The sequence below is a fragment of the Pseudomonas sp. GL-B-19 genome, from assembly GCF_019956415.1.
Lineage (GTDB): Bacteria > Pseudomonadota > Gammaproteobacteria > Pseudomonadales > Pseudomonadaceae > Aquipseudomonas.
This window is the reverse complement of record NZ_JAHBDK010000076.1, coordinates 1-17,138: the sequence shown is the minus strand read 5'-3', so window position 1 is coordinate 17,138 and position 17,138 is coordinate 1. Positions and strand designations below refer to the sequence as shown.

Below are 17,138 nucleotides of genomic sequence, written 5' to 3'. Positions count from 1 at the left end.
GTGCGTCAGATGATGGCGCTGATGGGCTGAAAAGCCTTTTTTCGTCTGCTGTGAGCACAAAAGCAAACGCCCCGAACAAGTCGGGGCGTTTGCTGGAACCACCATCAGTGTGTTTTCACACAGTCTGTTCGGCCGGGTTTTTTGTAGAGGCCGGCCCTGAATTGTCCAAACACTGATGACTACTGTAGGAGTGAGCCTGCTCGCGATAGCGGACTGCCAGGCGACGATGATGTTGAATGTGATGGCCTCCTCGCGAGCAGGCTCACTCCTACACTGGATTTCCGATGTAGCTGAGTTTTGAGTTTCCCGGACTTCCCACACTCAAGGATTGAATGTGAATACCTCCACCCGCAACGCCCGACTGATCATCGCCGCCCGTCTGATTTCTGACTTTGGCGCTTTCCTCAACATGGTCGCCCTGGCCACTTACGTTTATCTGCTCAGCAACAGTGCCATGAGTGTCGGCATCTTCCTCGGCAGTCGCGTCGGCGGAGGGATTTTCGCCAGTCTGATCGGCACCACGTTCTACCGCCGCTGGGTCGGATGTATGCCGCTGATCGTCTTCGACCTGTTGCGAGCAGGATTGCTCGGCTTGCTGCTGGTGCTGCCGGTTGATCAACAGGCGCTGCTGCTCCCCGTCATCGCGTTCGGTCTGGGCTTCGGTAACTCGATGTTTGCCATCGGCCTGAACAGTCAGCTGCCGCACTTGATCGATGGCGAACACCTGCTCAAGACCAATGCCTGGATCACCTCTGCTTCATCGGCCGCGATGGTCGGTGGCAGTCTGGTTGCCGGAGTGCTGGTGGCGGCATTTGGTTTTGAGATGGTGTTTGCGCTAAACGTGGTGACGTATCTGTTGGCCGCGTTGCTCATCTTGCCGCTGCGCTTTTCCATGCTGGCGGCCCGAGACGAATTCCCCCGCGATCAGGGCGAATGGTCGGCCCTGAGCCAAGGGTTGCGCAGCGCACCGGTGGTGGCCGCGATGCTCGCCGTTACCATGGCCGACACCCTTGGCAGTGCCGCGCACAACGTGGGTTTGCCAATAGTTTCCAAGCTACTGACCCCCGAGTCGGCCAGCACCACGCTGGGCCTGATGCTGGCGGTCTGGGCTAGCGGAAAATTGATCGGTGCGCGAATCGCCAGTCGCCTGAAAGGCTCGGACAACGTCAATCTGGAGCGGCGATTTTTCTTCGGGGTGCTGCTGATGTCCTGCGGCTTCATCCTGATGTTTCAGCAGCAGACCCTTTACGGATTGCTGCTGTTCTCGTTGCCGGCCGGGTTGGGCGACGGTTTCTCGGAAGTCGGCCTGATGTCACGTCTGCAACGTGAGCCGGACAACCTGCGGCTACCCATTTTCAGCTTCCTCACCCTGCTGCAAATGACCGGCTTCGGCGTCGGCATGTTGATCGCCGCGCCGTTTTACTCGTGGTGGACACCGGGCTCCGTGGTGCTGCTGTTCCACGGCATTCCCCTCACCACGTTGCTGGTGGTGAAGGGCCTGGCAATCAGGAGCGAACAGGTTCGGCGCAGCAGCCCGACGCCAGGTTCTTGAGGATCGGGCAGTCGGGGCGATGGTCGCCCTGGCAGTGCTCGACCAGGTCTTGCAGGGTGTCGCGCAGTTGGCCGAGTTCGCGGATCTTCTGGTTTAGTTCGTCGATGTGCTGACGGGCCAGAGCCTTCACATCAGCGCTGGCGCGTTGGCGGTCCTGCCAGAGGGTCAGGAGTTTGCCGACCTCTTCCAGTGAAAACCCCAGGTCCCGGGAACGCTTGATGAAGGCCAGTGTATGCAGGTCATCGTCGCCATAAACGCGGTAGCCGCTGTCGGTGCGATGGGCGGCCTTGAGCAGACCGATGGACTCGTAGTAACGGATCATCTTCGCGCTCAGGCCGCTTTGGCGGGCTGCTTGACCGATGTTCATCGATTGTCCTCCAGGTCCTTGGGCTTCCAGGTTTTCAACAGTAACGCATTGCTCACCACACTGACGCTCGACAACGCCATGGCCGCACCGGCCAGCACCGGGTTGAGGAAGCCGAACGCGGCCAGCGGAATGCCGATCAGGTTATAGACGAAGGCCCAGAACAGGTTCTGCCGGATCTTCGCGTAGGTCTTGCGGCTGATCTCCAGCGCCGCCGGTACCAGTCGTGGATCGCCACGCATCAGGGTGATCCCGGCCGCGTGCATCGCCACGTCGGTGCCGCCGCCCATGGCGATGCCGATGTCCGCCGCAGCCAGGGCCGGGGCGTCGTTGATGCCGTCGCCGACCATCGCCACCACACCGGTCTTTTTCAGGTCGGCAACGGTGGCGGCTTTGTCGGCGGGCAGCACTTCGGCATGCACATCGGTGATGCCCAGCGCCTCGGCGACGACTTTGGCGCTGCCACGGTTGTCACCGGTCAGCAGGTGGCTGCTGATGTTCCGCGCGCTGAGCTGTTGCACGGCTTGCAGGGCGCCGGGCTTGAGGGTGTCGCCAAAGGCGAAGAGGCCGAGCACTTTCGATTCCGGGCTTTGCTCGATCAGCCAGGACAGCGTCCGGCCTTCGGTTTCCCAGGCTGTTGCCGAGTCAGCCAAGGAACCTGCGTTTAAACCACTTTCTTCCAATAGACGACGATTACCCAATGCCAGTCGACGACCCTCGAGCGTGCCCGCGATGCCTCGCCCAGTCAGCGATTGACTGTCGCTGACATCGGCCACGGTCAATCCACGCTCGGTGCAAGCGTCCAGCACTGCCTTGGCCAGCGGATGTTCGCTACCCCGTTGCAGCGCACCGGCGATTTGCAGCAGGGCGGCTTCGTCACCGTTAATGGCCGTCAAATGAGCAATGCGCGGTGTGCCCGACGTCAGCGTGCCAGTCTTGTCGAACACCACTGCACTGACTTCATGGGCGCGTTCCAGCGCTTCGGCGTCTTTGATCAGAATTCCGTAGCGTGCCGCCACGCCAGTCCCGGCCATGATGGCTGTCGGAGTCGCCAGCCCCAAGGCGCACGGGCAAGCAATCACCAACACGGCGACGGCATTGATCAAGGCGGTTTCAATCGGTGCACCGTACAACCACCAACCGATGAAGGTCGCAAACGCGATCAACAGGACAGTGGGCACGAAGACCTGGCTGACTTTATCCACCAGTTTCTGGATCGGTGCTTTGGCGGCCTGGGCGTCTTCGACCAGACGAATGATTCGCGCCAACACTGTTTCCGCGCCCAAGGCTTGGGTGCGAACCAGCAATCTGCCTTCACCGTTGATCGCGCCCCCGGTGACCTTGTCCCCCGGTTGCTTGGGCACCGGCAGGCTTTCACCGCTGATCAGCGCTTCGTCGGCGTTGCTCTGGCCTTCGACCACTTCGCCGTCCACCGGAAAGCGTTCGCCCGGTTTGACCATGACCAGGTCATTGAGGCGCAAGGCACTGATGGCGACGTCTTGTTCGCGACCATCGATCACCTGAATCGCCCGCTCCGGACGCAGGGCTTCCAGGGCTCGAATGGCACTGGCGGTCTGGCGTTTGGCGCGGCTTTCCAGGTACTTGCCCAGCAGCACCAACGCAATCACCACCGCCGAGGCTTCGAAATACAGGTGCGGCATGCGCCCGGCGGCGGTGGCCCATTCGTAAACACTCAGGCCGTAACCAGCGCTGGTGCCCAGGGCGACCAGCAAATCCATGTTCCCGGCCCCGGCGCGCACGGCTTTCCAGGCGGCGACATAAAAGCGCGCACCGAAGATGAATTGCACCGGCGTTGCCAACAAAAATTGCACCCAGGCAGGAAGCATCCAGTGCACGCCGAACGGTTGCAGCAGCATCGGCAGCACCAGCGGCAAAGCGAGAATGAGGGCCATGATCAACGCCCAGCGCTCACGGTGCAGGCGCTGTTGTTGAGTGTCGGTTAGCGGGTGTTCGACTTCCCAGACGCTGGCGGAGTAACCCGCTTTGGTCACGGCAGCGATCAAGCTTTGCGGATCGATGTGGCCGAGCAGTTCGAGGTGGGCACGTTCGTTGGCCAGGTTGACGCTGACGCTCTTGACCCCCGGCACCTTGGTCAATGCACGCTCGACCCGGCCGACGCACGAAGCGCAGGTCATGCCGTCGATGCTCAGTTCCAGATTGTGCCGGGGCACGCTGTAACCGGCCTGCTCAATCGCGTCCATCAACGCGTTCAAGCTGTCGCTGGGCGCTTGGACGCGGGCCTGTTCGGTGGCCAGGTTGACGCTGACGGCTGAGGCGCCGATGACTTTGCTCAAGGCTCGCTCGATACGCCCGGCGCAACTGGCGCAGGTCATGCCGGCAATCGGCAGATCGAACGTGGTGGATTCGGACATCGGTCGCACTCCCTGTAGTAGATGCCTACAGGATCAACCTTGCCATGCGGGCAAGGTCAAGCACCAATCTAAAACTGTAGGAGTGAGACCGGCTTGCCGGCGATAGCGGAGTGTCATTCAATATCTGTTTAGCTGACACACCGCTTTCGCGAGCAGGCTCGCTCCCACATTGGTTTTGCGTCAGTAGTCGAGGACGGCGGTCTTGAGGTACATCCCTTCCTGCGACATCGCAATCCGGTACTTCAACACATCCCCTGCCTTGAGCACGATGTTCTGCGCGCCCGGTACGAGCATGCCCGGGTTGCAACCCGGCACTTGGCCCGGCAACAGTTTGAGGCGCAAGGACACATTGCCCGGCGGCAGGTTGAACGCGGTGCTTTGCTCCTGGAACAGTCGTGCAGCCAGTTCATCCTGGATGTACACACCGATCTCGCAGGAGGTTGAAACTTCCAGGCGCTCGCGGGAAATGATCAGTACGCCATAGTTCTCCCCGGCGGCGTGAACCGAAGGTATCGCGGCAAAGAGGCTGAGGAAGCCAAACAGGCTGAGAGCTGACCAGCGCATGGCTGAATCTCCTGAATTCGAGTCATTGATGCCCGCAGCTTGGCCGAGCGTGACGCCGATTGCCAGCCCGGCAGTTTGATCAAGAACTTGACCTTGCCATGGTGGCAAGCTCGAGACTGCCCGCAACCTCATGAAAGGAGCCACACCATGCAAGTGTTCAACGTTCAAGGCATGTCCTGCGGTCACTGTGTCAAAGCCATTACTCAGGCGCTGCAAGCCAAAGATCCGGCGGCCAGCGTGCGGGTCGATCTGGCCGCCAGGGAAGTCGGGGTTGAAAGCGCGTTGACAGTCGAGCAAGTGATCGCCGCGATCACCGAAGAAGGCTACGAAGCCAAAATCGCCTGACCCAGCACAATCCCCCTGTAGGAGTGAGCCTGCTCGCGATAGCGGAGTGTCATTCAAAATTGCTGTCGACTGACACACCGCTATCGCGAGCAGGCTCACTCCTACATGGATTCTGCATTCACTCGGTGAGTTTTTAATAGTTAGCGAGCTATCGGAATGTTCAAGACGTTCATGCACGGCTAGACTGTTGGCCTGACGACTCATGTCCAACTGGATGCCTGATGAACTTCCGTACCATTTTGATTCTTGGCGCCCTGAGCGCTTTCGGTCCGCTGGCGATCGATTTCTATCTGCCGGCCTTCCCGGCGATGGCGCTCGCCTTTGGCACTGATGAAAAACACGTGCAACTGACACTGGCGGCGTATTTCCTCGGTTTGTCGATTGGTCAACTGTTCTACGGCCCGGTTGCCGATCGTTTCGGGCGGCGTATTCCGTTGCTGACCGGCGTCGGTTTATTCACCCTTGCTTCGCTGGCCTGCGCGTATGCGCCAAACCTTGAATGGTTGATCGGCGCACGTTTTGTCCAAGCGTTAGGCGGTTGCGCGGGGATGGTGATTTCCCGTGCGGTGGTCAGCGATAAATGCGATGCCGTGGGTTCTGCGAAGGTCTATTCGCAACTCATGCTGGTCATGGGGCTGGCGCCGATTCTCGCGCCGATGCTCGGCGGCTTGTTGGTCAACACCACGGGTTGGCAGTCGATTTTTCTGGCGTTGACCGGTTTCAGTGCCTTGGCCGCATTGGCCGTGTCGCTCGGGTTGCCGGAAAGTCTGCCCGCGCATGTACCGCGTCAGCCGTTGTCGGGCGCTTTCAGGCAGTACGGTCGCCTGTTGTCGGATCGGGTCTATCTCGGCCACGCCCTGACGGGTGGCATCGCCATCGCCGGGATGTTTGCCTACATCGCCGGCTCACCGTTCGTGTTCATCAAGCTCTACGGTGTACCGGCCGAGCACTTCGGCTGGCTGTTCGGCACCAATGCGGCGGGGTTCATTCTGGTGGCGCAAGTCAACGCACGATTGCTCGCCAAGCGTGGCCCGGCGTTCTTGCTGGCACGTGCCGTGTGGGTTTACCTGGCCGCAGGCCTGACACTGCTCGCCGTCAGTGCGCTACGCCCCGAGCAACTATGGCCGTTGCTGATTCCGCTGTTTATTTGTATCTCCAGTCTCGGCTGCATCCTCCCCAACGCGTCGGCGTGTGCCATGAACGGGCAGGGCGCTCGCGCCGGCAGTGCATCGGCGATGCTCGGCTGCCTGCAATTCACCGTCGCGGCCGGTGCCGCTTCGCTGGTCGGTGTTTTACACGATGGCAGCGCCATGCCGATGGCGATGGTCATCAGCTTGTGCGGAGTGTTGGTGGTGAGCATGGCGATGCTCACCCGGCGCTTGCAAACTGCCCGGACGTTGGCGCAAGCCCGGGTCTGAGGGCGGGCTCAGCCAGCAGCGCGCTGCTGGTGACCGGGAATTTGATGGGGGGCGTACAGACGTGCTTCGAGGGTTCGGGTAAAGGCCAGTGCTTCGGCTTCGCTGCGGAATGTCACGGCAAGTTGGTCCAGACGGACTTGCCATTGTGATTTAGCCACTTCTTTTATCAGGATCTTCATTGCTGATCTCTCCTCTCGTAAACGCTGCTACGTAAAGAATATTCCGCAGAGGATTCGATTGTAGACCCGAATACGATCGCTATTATGACGGAGGTCAACTCTCGGACTGACGGTGTCGTCCCCGTCAGGACGACACTGTTTCATCTTGTTTCAGAACCCTTCCAGCACAATTTTGCCCTTGGCTTTGCCACTCTCCAGCAGCGCATGCGCACGGCGCAGGTTGGCCGCGTTGATGGTGCCGAAGTGCTCGCCGACCGTGGTTTTCAGTGTGCCGGCGTCGATCAGCCCGGCGATGCGGTTGAGCAAATGGTGTTGCTCAATCATGTCTGCGGTTTCGAACAGCGAGCGGGTGTACATGAACTCCCAGTGCAGTGACAGGCTCTTGCGTTTGAGCTTGGTCACGTCCAGCGACTTGGGATCATCGATCAACGCCAGTTTGCCTTGCGGTGCCAGCGCCTCGACCAATTGGTCCAGGTGATGATCGGTTTGGGTCAGGCTGGCGACATGGGTCACGTAATCCACACCGGCACGCTTGAGCTCCTCGCTCAGCGGTTGGCTGTGATCGATCACCAGGTCGGCGCCCAATTCACGTACCCAGCTCTGGGTTTGCGGACGGGAGGCGGTGCCGATGACGTTGAGCCCGGTGAGCTGACTGGCCAATTGCGTAAGGATCGAACCCACGCCACCGGCCGCGCCGACGATCAGCAAGCGCTGGCCTTCATCGGTGTTGCCTTCGCGCACTTGCAGGCGTTCAAAGAGCAACTCCCAGGCGGTAATGGCGGTCAGCGGCAGCGCGGCGGCTTCGGCGAAACCGAGGGTTTTGGGCATGTGGCCAACGATCCGCTCATCCACCACATGGCGTTCGCTGTTACCCCCCGCGCGGGCGATGGAGCCTGCGTAAAAGACCTTGTCGCCGACCTTGAACAAGGTCACTTCGCGGCCGACGGCCTTGACCACACCGGCCACGTCCCAACCCAGTACCTTGGCCACGCCTTCTTCAGGCTGGACGTTCTGGCGGACCTTGGTGTCCACCGGGTTGACCGAGATGGCTTTGACGTCCACCAACAGGTCGCGCGGACCGGCAACCGGTTCTGGCAGCTCGATGTCTTGCAGGGATTGTTCGTCGCTGATCGGTAACGAACTGTAGTAAGCAATGGCTTTCATCTAAGGAACTCCGAAAGGTAATAAAAGAAGAGGTCAGGGCTAATGCCGATCAGTCAAGAAAACCACCCAATCCGTAGCAGCTGGCGAAGCCTGCGTCCGGCTGCGTAGCAGTCGTAAATCCTGTACGCGCGGATTTCCTGAAACACCGCATCGTCTGATTTTACGACTGCTACGCAGCCGGACGCAGGCTTCGCCAGCTGCTACAGAGTGCGGCTTGGCTCAACGGATCGGCATTAGGAGTCAGGCCACGGTACGCAGGCGCTTGAGGTCGAAATGTTCGAGAAAGTCGCCGGCCTTGGCCCGGAAATTCTGGATGTGGGCGCTGGCGTCATGCGCTTGCAGGGCTTCGTCGCTGCTCCACTGCTCGATCATGTAAAAGGCCTGCGGGTTGGCGAGGTCCTGGTGCAGATCGTATTGGCCGCAACCGGCCTCGGCGCGGGTCGGTTCGACCAAGGCACGCAGGTGCTGTTCAAGAGCGTCTTGCTGGCCGGATTTGGCGATGAGGGTGGCAATGGCGGTAAAAGGCTGGGACATGGACGACTCCGGGAGCGTGATGAATTTGATGGGGCAGATGATTGGCTATTTCGCAGCAAGATAAAACCCGCTAAAAGAGCAGTCTCTTTCAATATTTTTTTGATAATCGAGGCTGAAGATGCTGCGTTTCGATGACTTGCAGCTGTTCGTCCGGGCTGCGGACCTGGGGAGCCTGTCGGCGGCGGCGCGGGTGATGGACATGTCGGCTGCGGTGGCCAGTGCGGCCTTGAAGCGCATCGAACAGCAACTCGGCGCGCGTTTGCTCGCACGCTCCACCCGCAGCCTGCGCCTGACGGCCGAAGGCGAGGGCTTTCTGGAATATGCCCGGGCAGCCCTGAGCAATCTGGATGAAGGGCGCCGATTGCTGGCCAGTGGTCAGGATCAGGTCAGCGGGATTCTGCAGCTTTCGGCACCGTCGGACTTTGGCCGCAACCTGTTGCTGCCGTGGCTGGACGAGTTTCAGCGTGAGCATCCGAAACTGACCGTCCGGCTTCTGCTGGGTGACCGCATTGCCGACCTGTTCCGCCAACCGGTCGACATCGCCCTGCGCTATGGCGAACCGGAAGACTCAAGCCTGGTAGCGCTGCCCATCGCCCCGCAGAACCACCGGGTACTGTGCGCCGCGCCGAGTTACCTCGCCAGACAGGGCGAGCCACGGCAGCTGGAACAACTGGCTCAGCACAATTGTTTATTGTTCATGCTCGGCGGCCGGGTCCACGATCACTGGAGCTTCCATGACGGCAAGCGCGAAGTCGGCCTGACCGTCAGCGGAGACCGATTCAGTGACGATGCCGATGTGGTGCGGTTGTGGGCCGTTGCAGGCGCAGGGATCGCTTACAAGTCCTGGCTCGATGTTGCCGCCGATGTGCTCGCCGGGCGGCTGAAAGTGCTGATGCCAGAACTGCTCTGTGAGCGCGCACCTCTGAATTTGCTGTGCGCCCATCGCGCACAATTGAGTAAGCCTGTGAACCTGTTACGGGAAATGCTTGCCAGCCGATGCGCTCATTTAAGCAGCCAATTTCCGACGATATCGGGCATCGATCATTAGTCGCAGGTAAATAGCGAAATTTCTGTCAGCAACTATCAGCACCCACGGTTTCTCAAGGGCAGGATCCGGCGGTCAACCCGCTTATACTAGCGCCCGCCTCATGTACGCACCGTCGATCTCGCGATGGCGAGTCCGCGTTCCAGTCGGCATGGCCCTCGCTCAATCACCCGACCTTCGCCCTGGCTGCGAAGCCTTGGCATAGGGGCGTGGAGGGCTTTGCCCGACTTATGGCGGTTTCCGCGGCTTGGCCGACAACACATTACTGGTCAAGATGTCTCTGAGCAGCAGACGAAACGATTCAACAGGGAGTGAATACATGGAACATGCACCTTGCATCAGCCAGATCGCCACGTTGCTGGCTGACCCAAAGCGCAGCGCAATGATGTGGGCCTTGATGGACGGCACGGCGCGGCAAACCGAAGAGCTGGCATTGTTGGCCGGCCTGTCACCCTCTTCGGCCAGCGCACACCTGGGACGATTGTCCGCAGGCGGTCTGTTGAGAGTTGAAATCCGTGGGCGAAAGCGATTTTTCCGCTTGGCGGCCCCCGAAGTCGGCGCGGCTATCGAAGCATTGGCCAGTGCGACCCTGGCCAGTACACCCCGAGAGGTCCCGGATGTTTTCAAGCGCCCCAACCCCATCGCCAAACCTCAGACGGCGCCTTCTTCACTACTGCGAGCCAGACTGTGCGACGACCATCTGGGAGGCACCCTGGCCGCCGACCTTTACCAGCGGTTGCTGGATGCAGGCTGGATCGAACAGATTGATCAGCGGGTCATGATTACCCACAAGGGTTCCACCCAGTTGGCGACACGAGGCGTGTTCATCCAGGCGCTGGCACATCGCAACAGCCGGGTGGCCTGTGCCTGTCCCGACTGGAGCGAAAGACGCCCGCACATGGGCGGCTCACTGGGCGCGGCGCTGTTGCAACTGTTCATGCAGTCAGGCTGGTTGAGCCTGCCCAACGAATCCCGCGCCTTGCAGATCACTGCCGCTGGGCAGCGTGAAATCCATCGCTTCGCCAAGGAAACCGAGCTGGAAATGGCGCTTTAGGGATGAAGCAACATCCAATTGACAATGTGGGAGCGAGCCTGCTCGCGATGACGGAGTGTCAGTCGACATTGATAGTGTCTGACACACAGCTATCGCGAGCAGGCTTGCTCCCACAGTGGGGATGCGGTGTGGCTTATGGCTTGACCAATCTGGCATCCAGGCTGTTTTGCGCCAGGCGCTTGGCCTGATCCTGGGTCATGCCCAAATCGGTGTACAGCGCATGGAAGTTCTCGGTCACATACCCGCCGAAGTACGCCGGGTCATCGGAGTTCACGGTCACTTTCACGCCACGCTCCAGCATGTCGAGGATGTTGTGCTGGGACATGTGATCGAACACGCAGAGTTTGGTGTTCGACAATGGGCACACGGTCAGCGGGATCTGCTCGTCGATGATCCGCTGCATCAAGCGCTCGTCTTCGATGGCGCGCACGCCATGGTCGATGCGCTGGATTTTCAGCAGGTCGAGGGCTTCCCAAATGTATTCGGGCGGGCCTTCTTCACCGGCGTGAGCGACGGTCAGGAAGCCTTCGTGACGAGCACGGTCAAACACTCGCTGGAACTTGCTCGGCGGGTGTCCCATTTCCGAACTGTCCAGGCCCACGGCGACAAACGCATCGCGGAACGGCAGCGCCTGATCGAGGGTTTTCTGTGCTTCTTCTTCGCTCAAGTGGCGCAGGAAGCTCAGAATCAAACCGCTGGTAATGCCCAGTTGCTGCTCGCCGTCTTTCAGCGCGGCGGCGATGCCATTGAGCACCACTTCGAAGGGTACGCCACGGTCAGTGTGGGTTTGCGGATCAAAGAACGGTTCAGTGTGAATCACGTTCTGTGCCTTGCAACGCAGCAGGTACGCCCAGGTCAGGTCGTAGAAGTCCTGCGAAGTGCGCAACACGTCAGCGCCCTGGTAATACAGGTCGAGAAATTCTTGCAGGTTGTTGAAGGCGTACGCTTTACGCAGGGTTTCGACGTCGCTCCACGGCAGGGCGATCTTGTTGCGTTCAGCCAGGGCGAACAGCAGCTCAGGCTCCAGCGAGCCTTCGAGGTGCAAATGCAGTTCTGCCTTGGGCAGGGCGTTCAGCCAGTCGTACATGGTCTTTTCTCATCAGGTGCAGATGGCGAGCATTCTACAGATGCCCGTGGAAACATTTAGCAAAACCTGACCAGCCGGTTGATCACACCGTTTCCGGTTCCCGTCGATAGGCGTAGGTATCGGCGAAGCGCGAGAGCAGGAACTCGGCGCAGGTGGTGGCCGGGTATTTCGCAGGGTGCAGGTCATCCTGACAACCGGGCAGGCATTCGATGCGTGTGTCGGGGTGTGGCTCGGCGAAGAACGGCATCGAATAACGGTCCACGCCCAACGGGCTGATTACCCGGTGTGGCGTCGACAGATACCGGTCGTTGCTCCAGCGCGCCATCATGTCACCGAGGTTGACCACAAACGTGCCGTCGATCGGCGGTGCGTCGATCCATTCGCCCTTCACGTTGCGAACTTGCAGGCCACCGGCAGCGTCCTGGTACAACAGGGTGATGCAGCCGTAATCGGTGTGAGCGCCGGCGCCTTGTTGTTCGGCGGAACTGGCGGTGTGGCGTGGTGGGTAATGGATCATCCGTAGCACGCTGACCGGCTCGTTGAAGCGTTTATCGAAAAAATCGCGTTCGATGCCCAGTGCCAGCGTCATCGCGCGCAACAGGGTTTGGGCGAGGGCCTGCATGTCGACGTAGTGCTGTTCCATCAGCGCTTCCCAGCCAGGCAGCGAGGGATGGCGGTTAGGGCCGCGCAAAGGTTTTTCCGCCAGAACTTCCGGGTGATCGGCCGGCAGGTGCAGGCCCATGTCGAAGGTTTCCTTCAGATCGCTGGGTTTGCTCGGGTCGAGTTGCTCGGTGGCGATGGCGCCGTAACCGCGATGATGTCGACTCTGGGTGATGTCGATCTTGAGTTTTTCTGGGGTGGGTTGGGCGAAGAAGTGTTGGGCGTGATCGAGCAGGGCGTCGATGCGTTCCGCGCAAATCGGGTGACCCTTGATGTAGAAGAAACCCCATTCGCGGCAGGCGTGATCGATTTGGCTGGCGACGGATTGCCAGGTGGTTTGGTCATCGCTGTAGAGCGGGCTGATGTCGATGATCGGGAGTTGGTTCATGCACAATTCTCAAGAACGCTGAAAATTCATTGTAGGAGTGAGCCTGCTCGCGATGAGGCCGTCACATTCAACATCCATGTTGACTGATAGTCCGCTATCGCCGGCAAGCCGGTCTCACTCCTACAGGGTTTTGTGTTGGTTTTGGGGAGCTACTTCGGAATATCGGCCTTCATGCCTTCAACGTAGTAGTTCATCGACGCCAGTTCCACATTGCTGGCCGTCGCGCCCAGCGCAATTTTCTCGACACCTGCCTGATCCTTGATCGGCCCGGTGAATGGGTGGAACGCGCCGCTCTTGATGTCCGCAATGATCTGCTCGGCTTCGGCTTTCACCGACGCTGGAACCAGTTCACTGATCGGCAGTTCAACCGTACCTTCCCTCAACCCGCCCCAGTAATCCTGTGATTTCCATGTGTGTTCGAGCTCGCTTTGGGTCGCTTGAATATAGTGTGGACCCCAGTCGTTGACGATGGAGGTCAATACCGCTTTCGGCCCGAAGTGCGCCATGTCCGACGCGTAGCCGACGGCATACACGCCACGACGTTCTGCCGCCTGGATTGGCGCCGGGCTGTCGGTGTGCTGGAACACCACGTCCACGCCCTGATCGATCAGCGCGTTGGCGGCGTCGGCTTCCTTGCCCGGATCGAACCACGAGTTGACCCACACCACCTTGATCTCGGTGCCGGGGTTGTACTTGTTCAGGGCCAGTTGAATGGCGTTGATGTCGCGGATCACTTCCGGGATCGGGAAGGAGGCGACGTAGCCGATCTTTTTGGTCTTGGTCATCTTCGCCGCGAGGAAGCCGCCGACGTAGCGACCTTCATAGGTGCGCGCCAAATAGGTGCCGAGGTTCTTGTCCTGCTTGTAGCCAGTGGCGTGTTCGAAGGTGACTTTGGGAAATTGCTTCGCCACTTTCAGGGTCGGGTTCATGTAGCCGAACGACGTGGTGAAGATCAGGTCGTAGTTGTCCTTGGCCATGTTGCGGATCACCCGCTCGGCGTCGGCACCTTCAGCGACGTTTTCCACATAGTTGGTGATGATCTGGTCACCGAATTTTTCAGCCAACGCCTTACGCCCCTGTTCATGCTGATACGTCCAGCCGTGGTCACCGATCGGACCGATGTAGACGAAGCCGACTTTCAGCGGGCCGGCGGCGCTGGCGGTCAGGCTGGCGCTCAGACCGATGGCTGCGGCGACGGCGATTAGCAGCTTCTTCAGCGGACGTTTATGCATGAATTCGAACTCCATGTTGTTGTGAGGTTGGCAGGGGTAATGCAAATTGCTGACCAAAAAGACAACAAAAGTCGAAATCGCGTAACGGCCATCGCGGGCAAGCCTTGCTCCTACAGGTTAGTGTCGGTCGCGGGATTGGGGGCACCACAAATACTGTAGGAGCAAGGCTTGCCCGCGATGAGGCCCGCAAGGCCGATAAAAGTGCATGACCTGACGCGGCTGCCATCCCCTGGTGCGCTAAGGTGTAACTAAACGTTAGCGCCACACCGCAGTCAGTAGCTCATCACTCTGCTTTCGCTCCACTGCGCAAAAAGGCCCGCAATGCTCACACTCCTCAAGCAAGAAACTTTTCTGCTGCTGGCCGTCCTCGCTGCCGTCGTCGCATACCCGCTGGAGCACTGGATGCTCCACAGCGGCCAACCCGTCGCGCTGGCCGCCGGCCTGGTGCTGATCGCCTTCATCGTCGCCGCCTCCATGCGCGTCGCCCATCATGCCGAGTTGCTGGCGGAAAAAGTCGGCGATCCTTACGGCACGATGATCCTGACGTTGGCGGCGGTGCTGGTGGAAGTGGTGATCCTGGCGATCATGATGAGCAACGAAGCCTCGTCTACCCTGGTGCGCGATACGATTTACTCGGCGGTGATGCTCGACATCAACGGCATCCTCGGCCTGGCCGCGTTGATGGGCGGGCTCAAGCACGGCGAGCAGTCCTACAACGATGATTCGGCGCGCACCTACAGCGTGATGATTCTCACGGCCATGGGGGTGTCGATGGTGGTGCCGGAGTTCATTCCCGAGGCCAACTGGAAGATTTATTCGGGCTTCACCATCGGGGCGATGGTCGTGCTCTACGCCTTGTTCCTGCGAATGCAGGTCGGGCCGCACAGCTACTTTTTCAGCTACAGCTACCCGGAAAAACGCCGCAAGAAAGTTCCGGAGGAGGAACCTGAATCGGTCAATCTGGCACTGAGTATTGGCACATTGGTATTTGGCGTGGTGGTGATCGGCGCATTGGCCGAGGTGATGTCCAAAACCCTCGATCTGGGGCTGGAAGGGACGGGCGCACCGCCGGTGATTACGGCCATTCTGGTGGCGGCCATCTCCGCCGCGCCGGAGATTCTGACCGCATTGCGTGCAGCATTGGCCAATCGCATGCAGTCGGTGGTCAACATCGCCTTGGGCGCGTCACTGTCAACGGTGATCCTGACGGTGCCGGTGATGGAAGCGATGGCGCTCTACACCGGCCAGCCGTTTCAAATGGCGATGACCCCGGTGCAGACGGTGATGATCTTCCTGACTCTGATCGTCAGCGCGATCAACCTCAACGATGGCGAAACCAACGCCATCGAAGGCATGACCCACTTTGTGCTGTTCGCGACATTCATCATGTTGTCGTTATTGGGGCTTTGAAAGCATCGCGGGCAAGCCATGCTCCTACGGTACAGCGTCGTTCTCACGACGCATGCAAACCTGTAGGAGCAAGACTTGCCCGCGATAGGCGTTCGATCAGGTGCCGGCGATCAGCTGCCGAGCTGCTTGGCTGTGATCGGCAATCAGGCCTTTGAGGTCCAGCCCCTCAACCTGTCCATCAATCACTCTCCACTTGCCGCCAACCATCACCCGATCCGCACGATCCGCGCCGCACAGCAGCAACGCCGACACCGGATCATGGCTGCCGGAGAAGCGCAGCTCATCCAGTTTGAACAGCGCCAGATCCGCCTGCTTGCCGACCGCCAGTTCGCCGATATCGGTACGGCCCAGCAAGCTCGCCGAGCCCTTGGTCGCCCAACCCAACACCAGTTCCGGGGTGATTTTCTCAGCGCCATAACGCAAGCGCTGAATGTAAAGCGCCTGACGGGTTTCGAGCATCATGTTCGACGCATCGTTGGACGCCGAACCGTCCACACCCAGCCCGAGCAACGCGCCCGCCGCTGTGAGATCCAGCGTCGGACAGATGCCGGAAGCGAGGCGCATGTTCGAGCTTGGGCAATGGCAAATACCGGTGCCGGCCGCGCCGAGGCGGGCGATTTCGTCCGGGTTGAAGTGGATGCCGTGAGCCAGCCACGTACGCGGGCCGAGCCAGCCGACGCTGTCCAGATAATCCACAGTGCGCAGGCCGAAGCGTTGCAGGCAGAAGTCTTCTTCGTCGAGAGTTTCGGCCAGGTGGGTGTGCAGGCGCACGTCGAGTTTGTTGGCCAGTTCAGCACTGGCGGACATGATTTGCGGAGTGACCGAGAATGGCGAGCACGGCGCCAGGGCGATCTGGATTTGCGCACCGTCACCGCGTTCGTGGTATTCGGCGATCAAGCGCTGGCTGTCGTCGAGGATCACTTCGCCTTCCTGCACGGTCTGCTGCGGTGGCAGGCCGCCGTCCTTTTCGCCGAGGCTCATGGAGCCGCGTGTCAGCATGGCGCGCATGCCCAGTTCGCGGACGCTTTCGACTTGCACGTCGATCGCATTTTCCAGGCCTTCGGGGAACAGGTAGTGGTGATCGGCCGCCGTGGTGCAACCGGACAGCAGCAACTCAGCCAGCGCGACTTTGGTGGCGAGGGCGAGTTTTTCCGGGGTGAGGCGGGCCCAGACCGGGTACAGGGTCTTCAGCCAGGGGAACAACGGCTGATTGACTACCGGCGCCCAGGCGCGGGTCAGGGTTTGATAGAAATGGTGATGGGTGTTGATCAGCCCCGGCAAGATCACATGCTCGCGGGCATCGAAGACTTGTCCACAGGGGGCGGAAGGTTGCTGTCCGGCGGCGAGCACTTCGACGATCACACCGTCTTGCACAACCAGACCGCCACGGGCATCGAGGCCATTGGCAGTGAAGATCGCGAGGGGATTTTTTAACCAGATACGGGATGCAGGCATGTTGGCCGGCTCCTCTGAAAGTTGGGTTCAGGGTTGCCAGCTCAGTGATTACCCTGTCTGCTGATCCAGGATCGCCGCGGGGGCGAGGTGCGGAGTTTCTGACAAAACGCTGTTCTGGGCAAGCCCGGCCCGACCAGACAACACAAATCCCTGTAGGAGCCGGGCTTGCCCTAATGCCAGTCAGTTAAGCCATAACGCGATCCGTAGCAGCTGGCGAAGCCTGCGTCCGGCTGCGCAGCAGTCGTAAAACCTGAGTTTTCGGTCTTCCTGAAACACCGCATCGTCTGATTTCAC

The 17,138-nt window shown here is 60.0% G+C and carries 16 protein-coding genes; 6 read left to right on the top strand and 10 right to left on the bottom strand.

Annotation, left to right across the window (positions count from 1 at the left end):
- The first annotated feature begins 334 nt into the window (after nt 1-334).
- Nucleotides 335-1,552 carry an MFS transporter gene (locus KGB06_RS26140; RefSeq protein WP_223520971.1) on the top strand — a complete coding sequence of 406 codons (1,218 nt, stop codon included), beginning with the start codon at nt 335-337 and terminating at the stop codon, nt 1,550-1,552.
- Here the strand turns inward: KGB06_RS26140 and cueR are convergent.
- The 3 genes from cueR to KGB06_RS26125 form a co-directional block, all read right to left on the bottom strand.
- The gene (gene cueR / locus KGB06_RS26135) at nt 1,506-1,919 is read right to left on the bottom strand and encodes a Cu(I)-responsive transcriptional regulator (RefSeq protein WP_223520969.1); all 414 of its coding nucleotides are present in this window, start codon (nt 1,917-1,919) and stop codon (nt 1,506-1,508) included. The genes KGB06_RS26140 and cueR overlap by 47 nt on opposite strands.
- Nucleotides 1,916-4,309, bottom strand: coding sequence for a heavy metal translocating P-type ATPase (locus KGB06_RS26130; RefSeq protein WP_223520967.1), 2,394 nt, complete (start codon nt 4,307-4,309; stop codon nt 1,916-1,918). Before KGB06_RS26130 ends, cueR begins: the two co-directional genes overlap by 4 nt.
- 180 nt (nt 4,310-4,489) lie before the next feature.
- The gene (locus KGB06_RS26125) at nt 4,490-4,873 is read right to left on the bottom strand and encodes a hypothetical protein (protein WP_223520965.1); all 384 of its coding nucleotides are present in this window, start codon (nt 4,871-4,873) and stop codon (nt 4,490-4,492) included.
- Between the two features lie 147 nt (nt 4,874-5,020).
- Between KGB06_RS26125 and KGB06_RS26120 the strand changes: the two genes are divergently transcribed.
- Together KGB06_RS26120 and KGB06_RS26115 are read left to right on the top strand one after the other, a co-directional pair.
- Nucleotides 5,021-5,218: a heavy-metal-associated domain-containing protein gene (locus KGB06_RS26120; protein ID WP_223520963.1), complete on the top strand. Its 198-nt coding sequence runs from the start codon at nt 5,021-5,023 to the stop codon at nt 5,216-5,218.
- Nucleotides 5,219-5,439: 221 nt separating this feature from the next.
- The gene (locus KGB06_RS26115) at nt 5,440-6,636 is read left to right on the top strand and encodes a multidrug effflux MFS transporter (protein ID WP_223520961.1); all 1,197 of its coding nucleotides are present in this window, start codon (nt 5,440-5,442) and stop codon (nt 6,634-6,636) included.
- Between the two features lie 8 nt (nt 6,637-6,644).
- Here the strand turns inward: KGB06_RS26115 and KGB06_RS26110 are convergent, their stop codons facing one another.
- The 3 genes from KGB06_RS26110 to KGB06_RS26100 all read right to left on the bottom strand — a co-directional run bounded on the left by KGB06_RS26110 (nt 6,645) and on the right by KGB06_RS26100 (nt 8,513).
- Nucleotides 6,645-6,815, bottom strand: a complete 171-nt coding sequence (locus tag KGB06_RS26110) for a hypothetical protein (protein ID WP_007947681.1) — start codon at nt 6,813-6,815, stop codon at nt 6,645-6,647.
- 150 nt (nt 6,816-6,965) lie between these two features.
- On the bottom strand, nt 6,966-7,979 hold the full coding sequence (locus KGB06_RS26105) for a zinc-binding alcohol dehydrogenase family protein (protein ID WP_223520960.1): 1,014 nt from the start codon (nt 7,977-7,979) through the stop codon (nt 6,966-6,968).
- 240 nt (nt 7,980-8,219) lie between these two features.
- Nucleotides 8,220-8,513, bottom strand: coding sequence for a putative quinol monooxygenase (locus tag KGB06_RS26100; RefSeq protein WP_223520958.1), 294 nt, complete (start codon nt 8,511-8,513; stop codon nt 8,220-8,222).
- Between the two features lie 118 nt (nt 8,514-8,631).
- Between KGB06_RS26100 and KGB06_RS26095 the strand changes: the two genes are divergently transcribed.
- Together KGB06_RS26095 and KGB06_RS26090 are read left to right on the top strand one after the other, a co-directional pair.
- A complete protein-coding gene (locus KGB06_RS26095) occupies nt 8,632-9,561 on the top strand; it encodes a LysR family transcriptional regulator (protein ID WP_223520956.1) in 930 nt (309 codons plus the stop codon).
- A gap of 316 nt (nt 9,562-9,877) precedes the next feature.
- On the top strand, nt 9,878-10,612 hold the full coding sequence (locus tag KGB06_RS26090; protein WP_223520954.1) for an ArsR/SmtB family transcription factor: 735 nt from the start codon (nt 9,878-9,880) through the stop codon (nt 10,610-10,612).
- A 133-nt stretch (nt 10,613-10,745) separates the two neighbouring features.
- Here the strand turns inward: KGB06_RS26090 and KGB06_RS26085 are convergent, their stop codons facing one another.
- The 3 genes from KGB06_RS26085 to KGB06_RS26075 all read right to left on the bottom strand — a co-directional run bounded on the left by KGB06_RS26085 (nt 10,746) and on the right by KGB06_RS26075 (nt 13,979).
- The gene (locus KGB06_RS26085; protein ID WP_223520952.1) at nt 10,746-11,699 is read right to left on the bottom strand and encodes an adenosine deaminase; all 954 of its coding nucleotides are present in this window, start codon (nt 11,697-11,699) and stop codon (nt 10,746-10,748) included.
- An 82-nt stretch (nt 11,700-11,781) separates the two neighbouring features.
- On the bottom strand, nt 11,782-12,747 hold the full coding sequence (locus tag KGB06_RS26080; protein WP_223520950.1) for a 2-oxoglutarate and iron-dependent oxygenase domain-containing protein: 966 nt from the start codon (nt 12,745-12,747) through the stop codon (nt 11,782-11,784).
- Between the two features lie 149 nt (nt 12,748-12,896).
- On the bottom strand, nt 12,897-13,979 hold the full coding sequence (locus KGB06_RS26075; RefSeq protein WP_223520949.1) for a BMP family ABC transporter substrate-binding protein: 1,083 nt from the start codon (nt 13,977-13,979) through the stop codon (nt 12,897-12,899).
- 321 nt (nt 13,980-14,300) lie between these two features.
- Here KGB06_RS26075 and KGB06_RS26070 point away from each other — a divergent pair, with 321 nt between their 5' ends.
- A complete protein-coding gene (locus KGB06_RS26070; RefSeq protein WP_223520947.1) occupies nt 14,301-15,389 on the top strand; it encodes a calcium:proton antiporter in 1,089 nt (362 codons plus the stop codon).
- A 96-nt stretch (nt 15,390-15,485) separates the two neighbouring features.
- Here the strand turns inward: KGB06_RS26070 and KGB06_RS26065 are convergent, their stop codons facing one another.
- Nucleotides 15,486-16,844, bottom strand: coding sequence for an 8-oxoguanine deaminase (locus KGB06_RS26065; protein WP_223520945.1), 1,359 nt, complete (start codon nt 16,842-16,844; stop codon nt 15,486-15,488).
- Between the last annotated feature and the right edge of the window lie 294 nt (nt 16,845-17,138).

What these genes read in the sequence shown, in the direction of transcription:
- cueR (WP_223520969.1), bottom strand. Translation starts at nt 1,919, where the DNA reads ATGAACATCGGTCAAGCAGCCCGCCAAAGCGGCCTGAGCGCGAAGATG.
- KGB06_RS26130 (WP_223520967.1), bottom strand. Translation starts at nt 4,309, where the DNA reads ATGTCCGAATCCACCACGTTCGATCTGCCGATTGCCGGCATGACCTGC.
- KGB06_RS26125 (WP_223520965.1), bottom strand. Translation starts at nt 4,873, where the DNA reads ATGCGCTGGTCAGCTCTCAGCCTGTTTGGCTTCCTCAGCCTCTTTGCC.
- KGB06_RS26120 (WP_223520963.1), top strand. Translation starts at nt 5,021, where the DNA reads ATGCAAGTGTTCAACGTTCAAGGCATGTCCTGCGGTCACTGTGTCAAA.
- KGB06_RS26115 (WP_223520961.1), top strand. Translation starts at nt 5,440, where the DNA reads ATGAACTTCCGTACCATTTTGATTCTTGGCGCCCTGAGCGCTTTCGGT.
- KGB06_RS26110 (WP_007947681.1), bottom strand. Translation starts at nt 6,815, where the DNA reads ATGAAGATCCTGATAAAAGAAGTGGCTAAATCACAATGGCAAGTCCGT.
- KGB06_RS26105 (WP_223520960.1), bottom strand. Translation starts at nt 7,979, where the DNA reads ATGAAAGCCATTGCTTACTACAGTTCGTTACCGATCAGCGACGAACAA.
- KGB06_RS26100 (WP_223520958.1), bottom strand. Translation starts at nt 8,513, where the DNA reads ATGTCCCAGCCTTTTACCGCCATTGCCACCCTCATCGCCAAATCCGGC.
- KGB06_RS26095 (WP_223520956.1), top strand. Translation starts at nt 8,632, where the DNA reads ATGCTGCGTTTCGATGACTTGCAGCTGTTCGTCCGGGCTGCGGACCTG.
- KGB06_RS26090 (WP_223520954.1), top strand. Translation starts at nt 9,878, where the DNA reads ATGGAACATGCACCTTGCATCAGCCAGATCGCCACGTTGCTGGCTGAC.
- KGB06_RS26085 (WP_223520952.1), bottom strand. Translation starts at nt 11,699, where the DNA reads ATGTACGACTGGCTGAACGCCCTGCCCAAGGCAGAACTGCATTTGCAC.
- KGB06_RS26080 (WP_223520950.1), bottom strand. Translation starts at nt 12,747, where the DNA reads ATGAACCAACTCCCGATCATCGACATCAGCCCGCTCTACAGCGATGAC.
- KGB06_RS26075 (WP_223520949.1), bottom strand. Translation starts at nt 13,979, where the DNA reads ATGCATAAACGTCCGCTGAAGAAGCTGCTAATCGCCGTCGCCGCAGCC.
- KGB06_RS26070 (WP_223520947.1), top strand. Translation starts at nt 14,301, where the DNA reads ATGCTCACACTCCTCAAGCAAGAAACTTTTCTGCTGCTGGCCGTCCTC.
- KGB06_RS26065 (WP_223520945.1), bottom strand. Translation starts at nt 16,844, where the DNA reads ATGCCTGCATCCCGTATCTGGTTAAAAAATCCCCTCGCGATCTTCACT.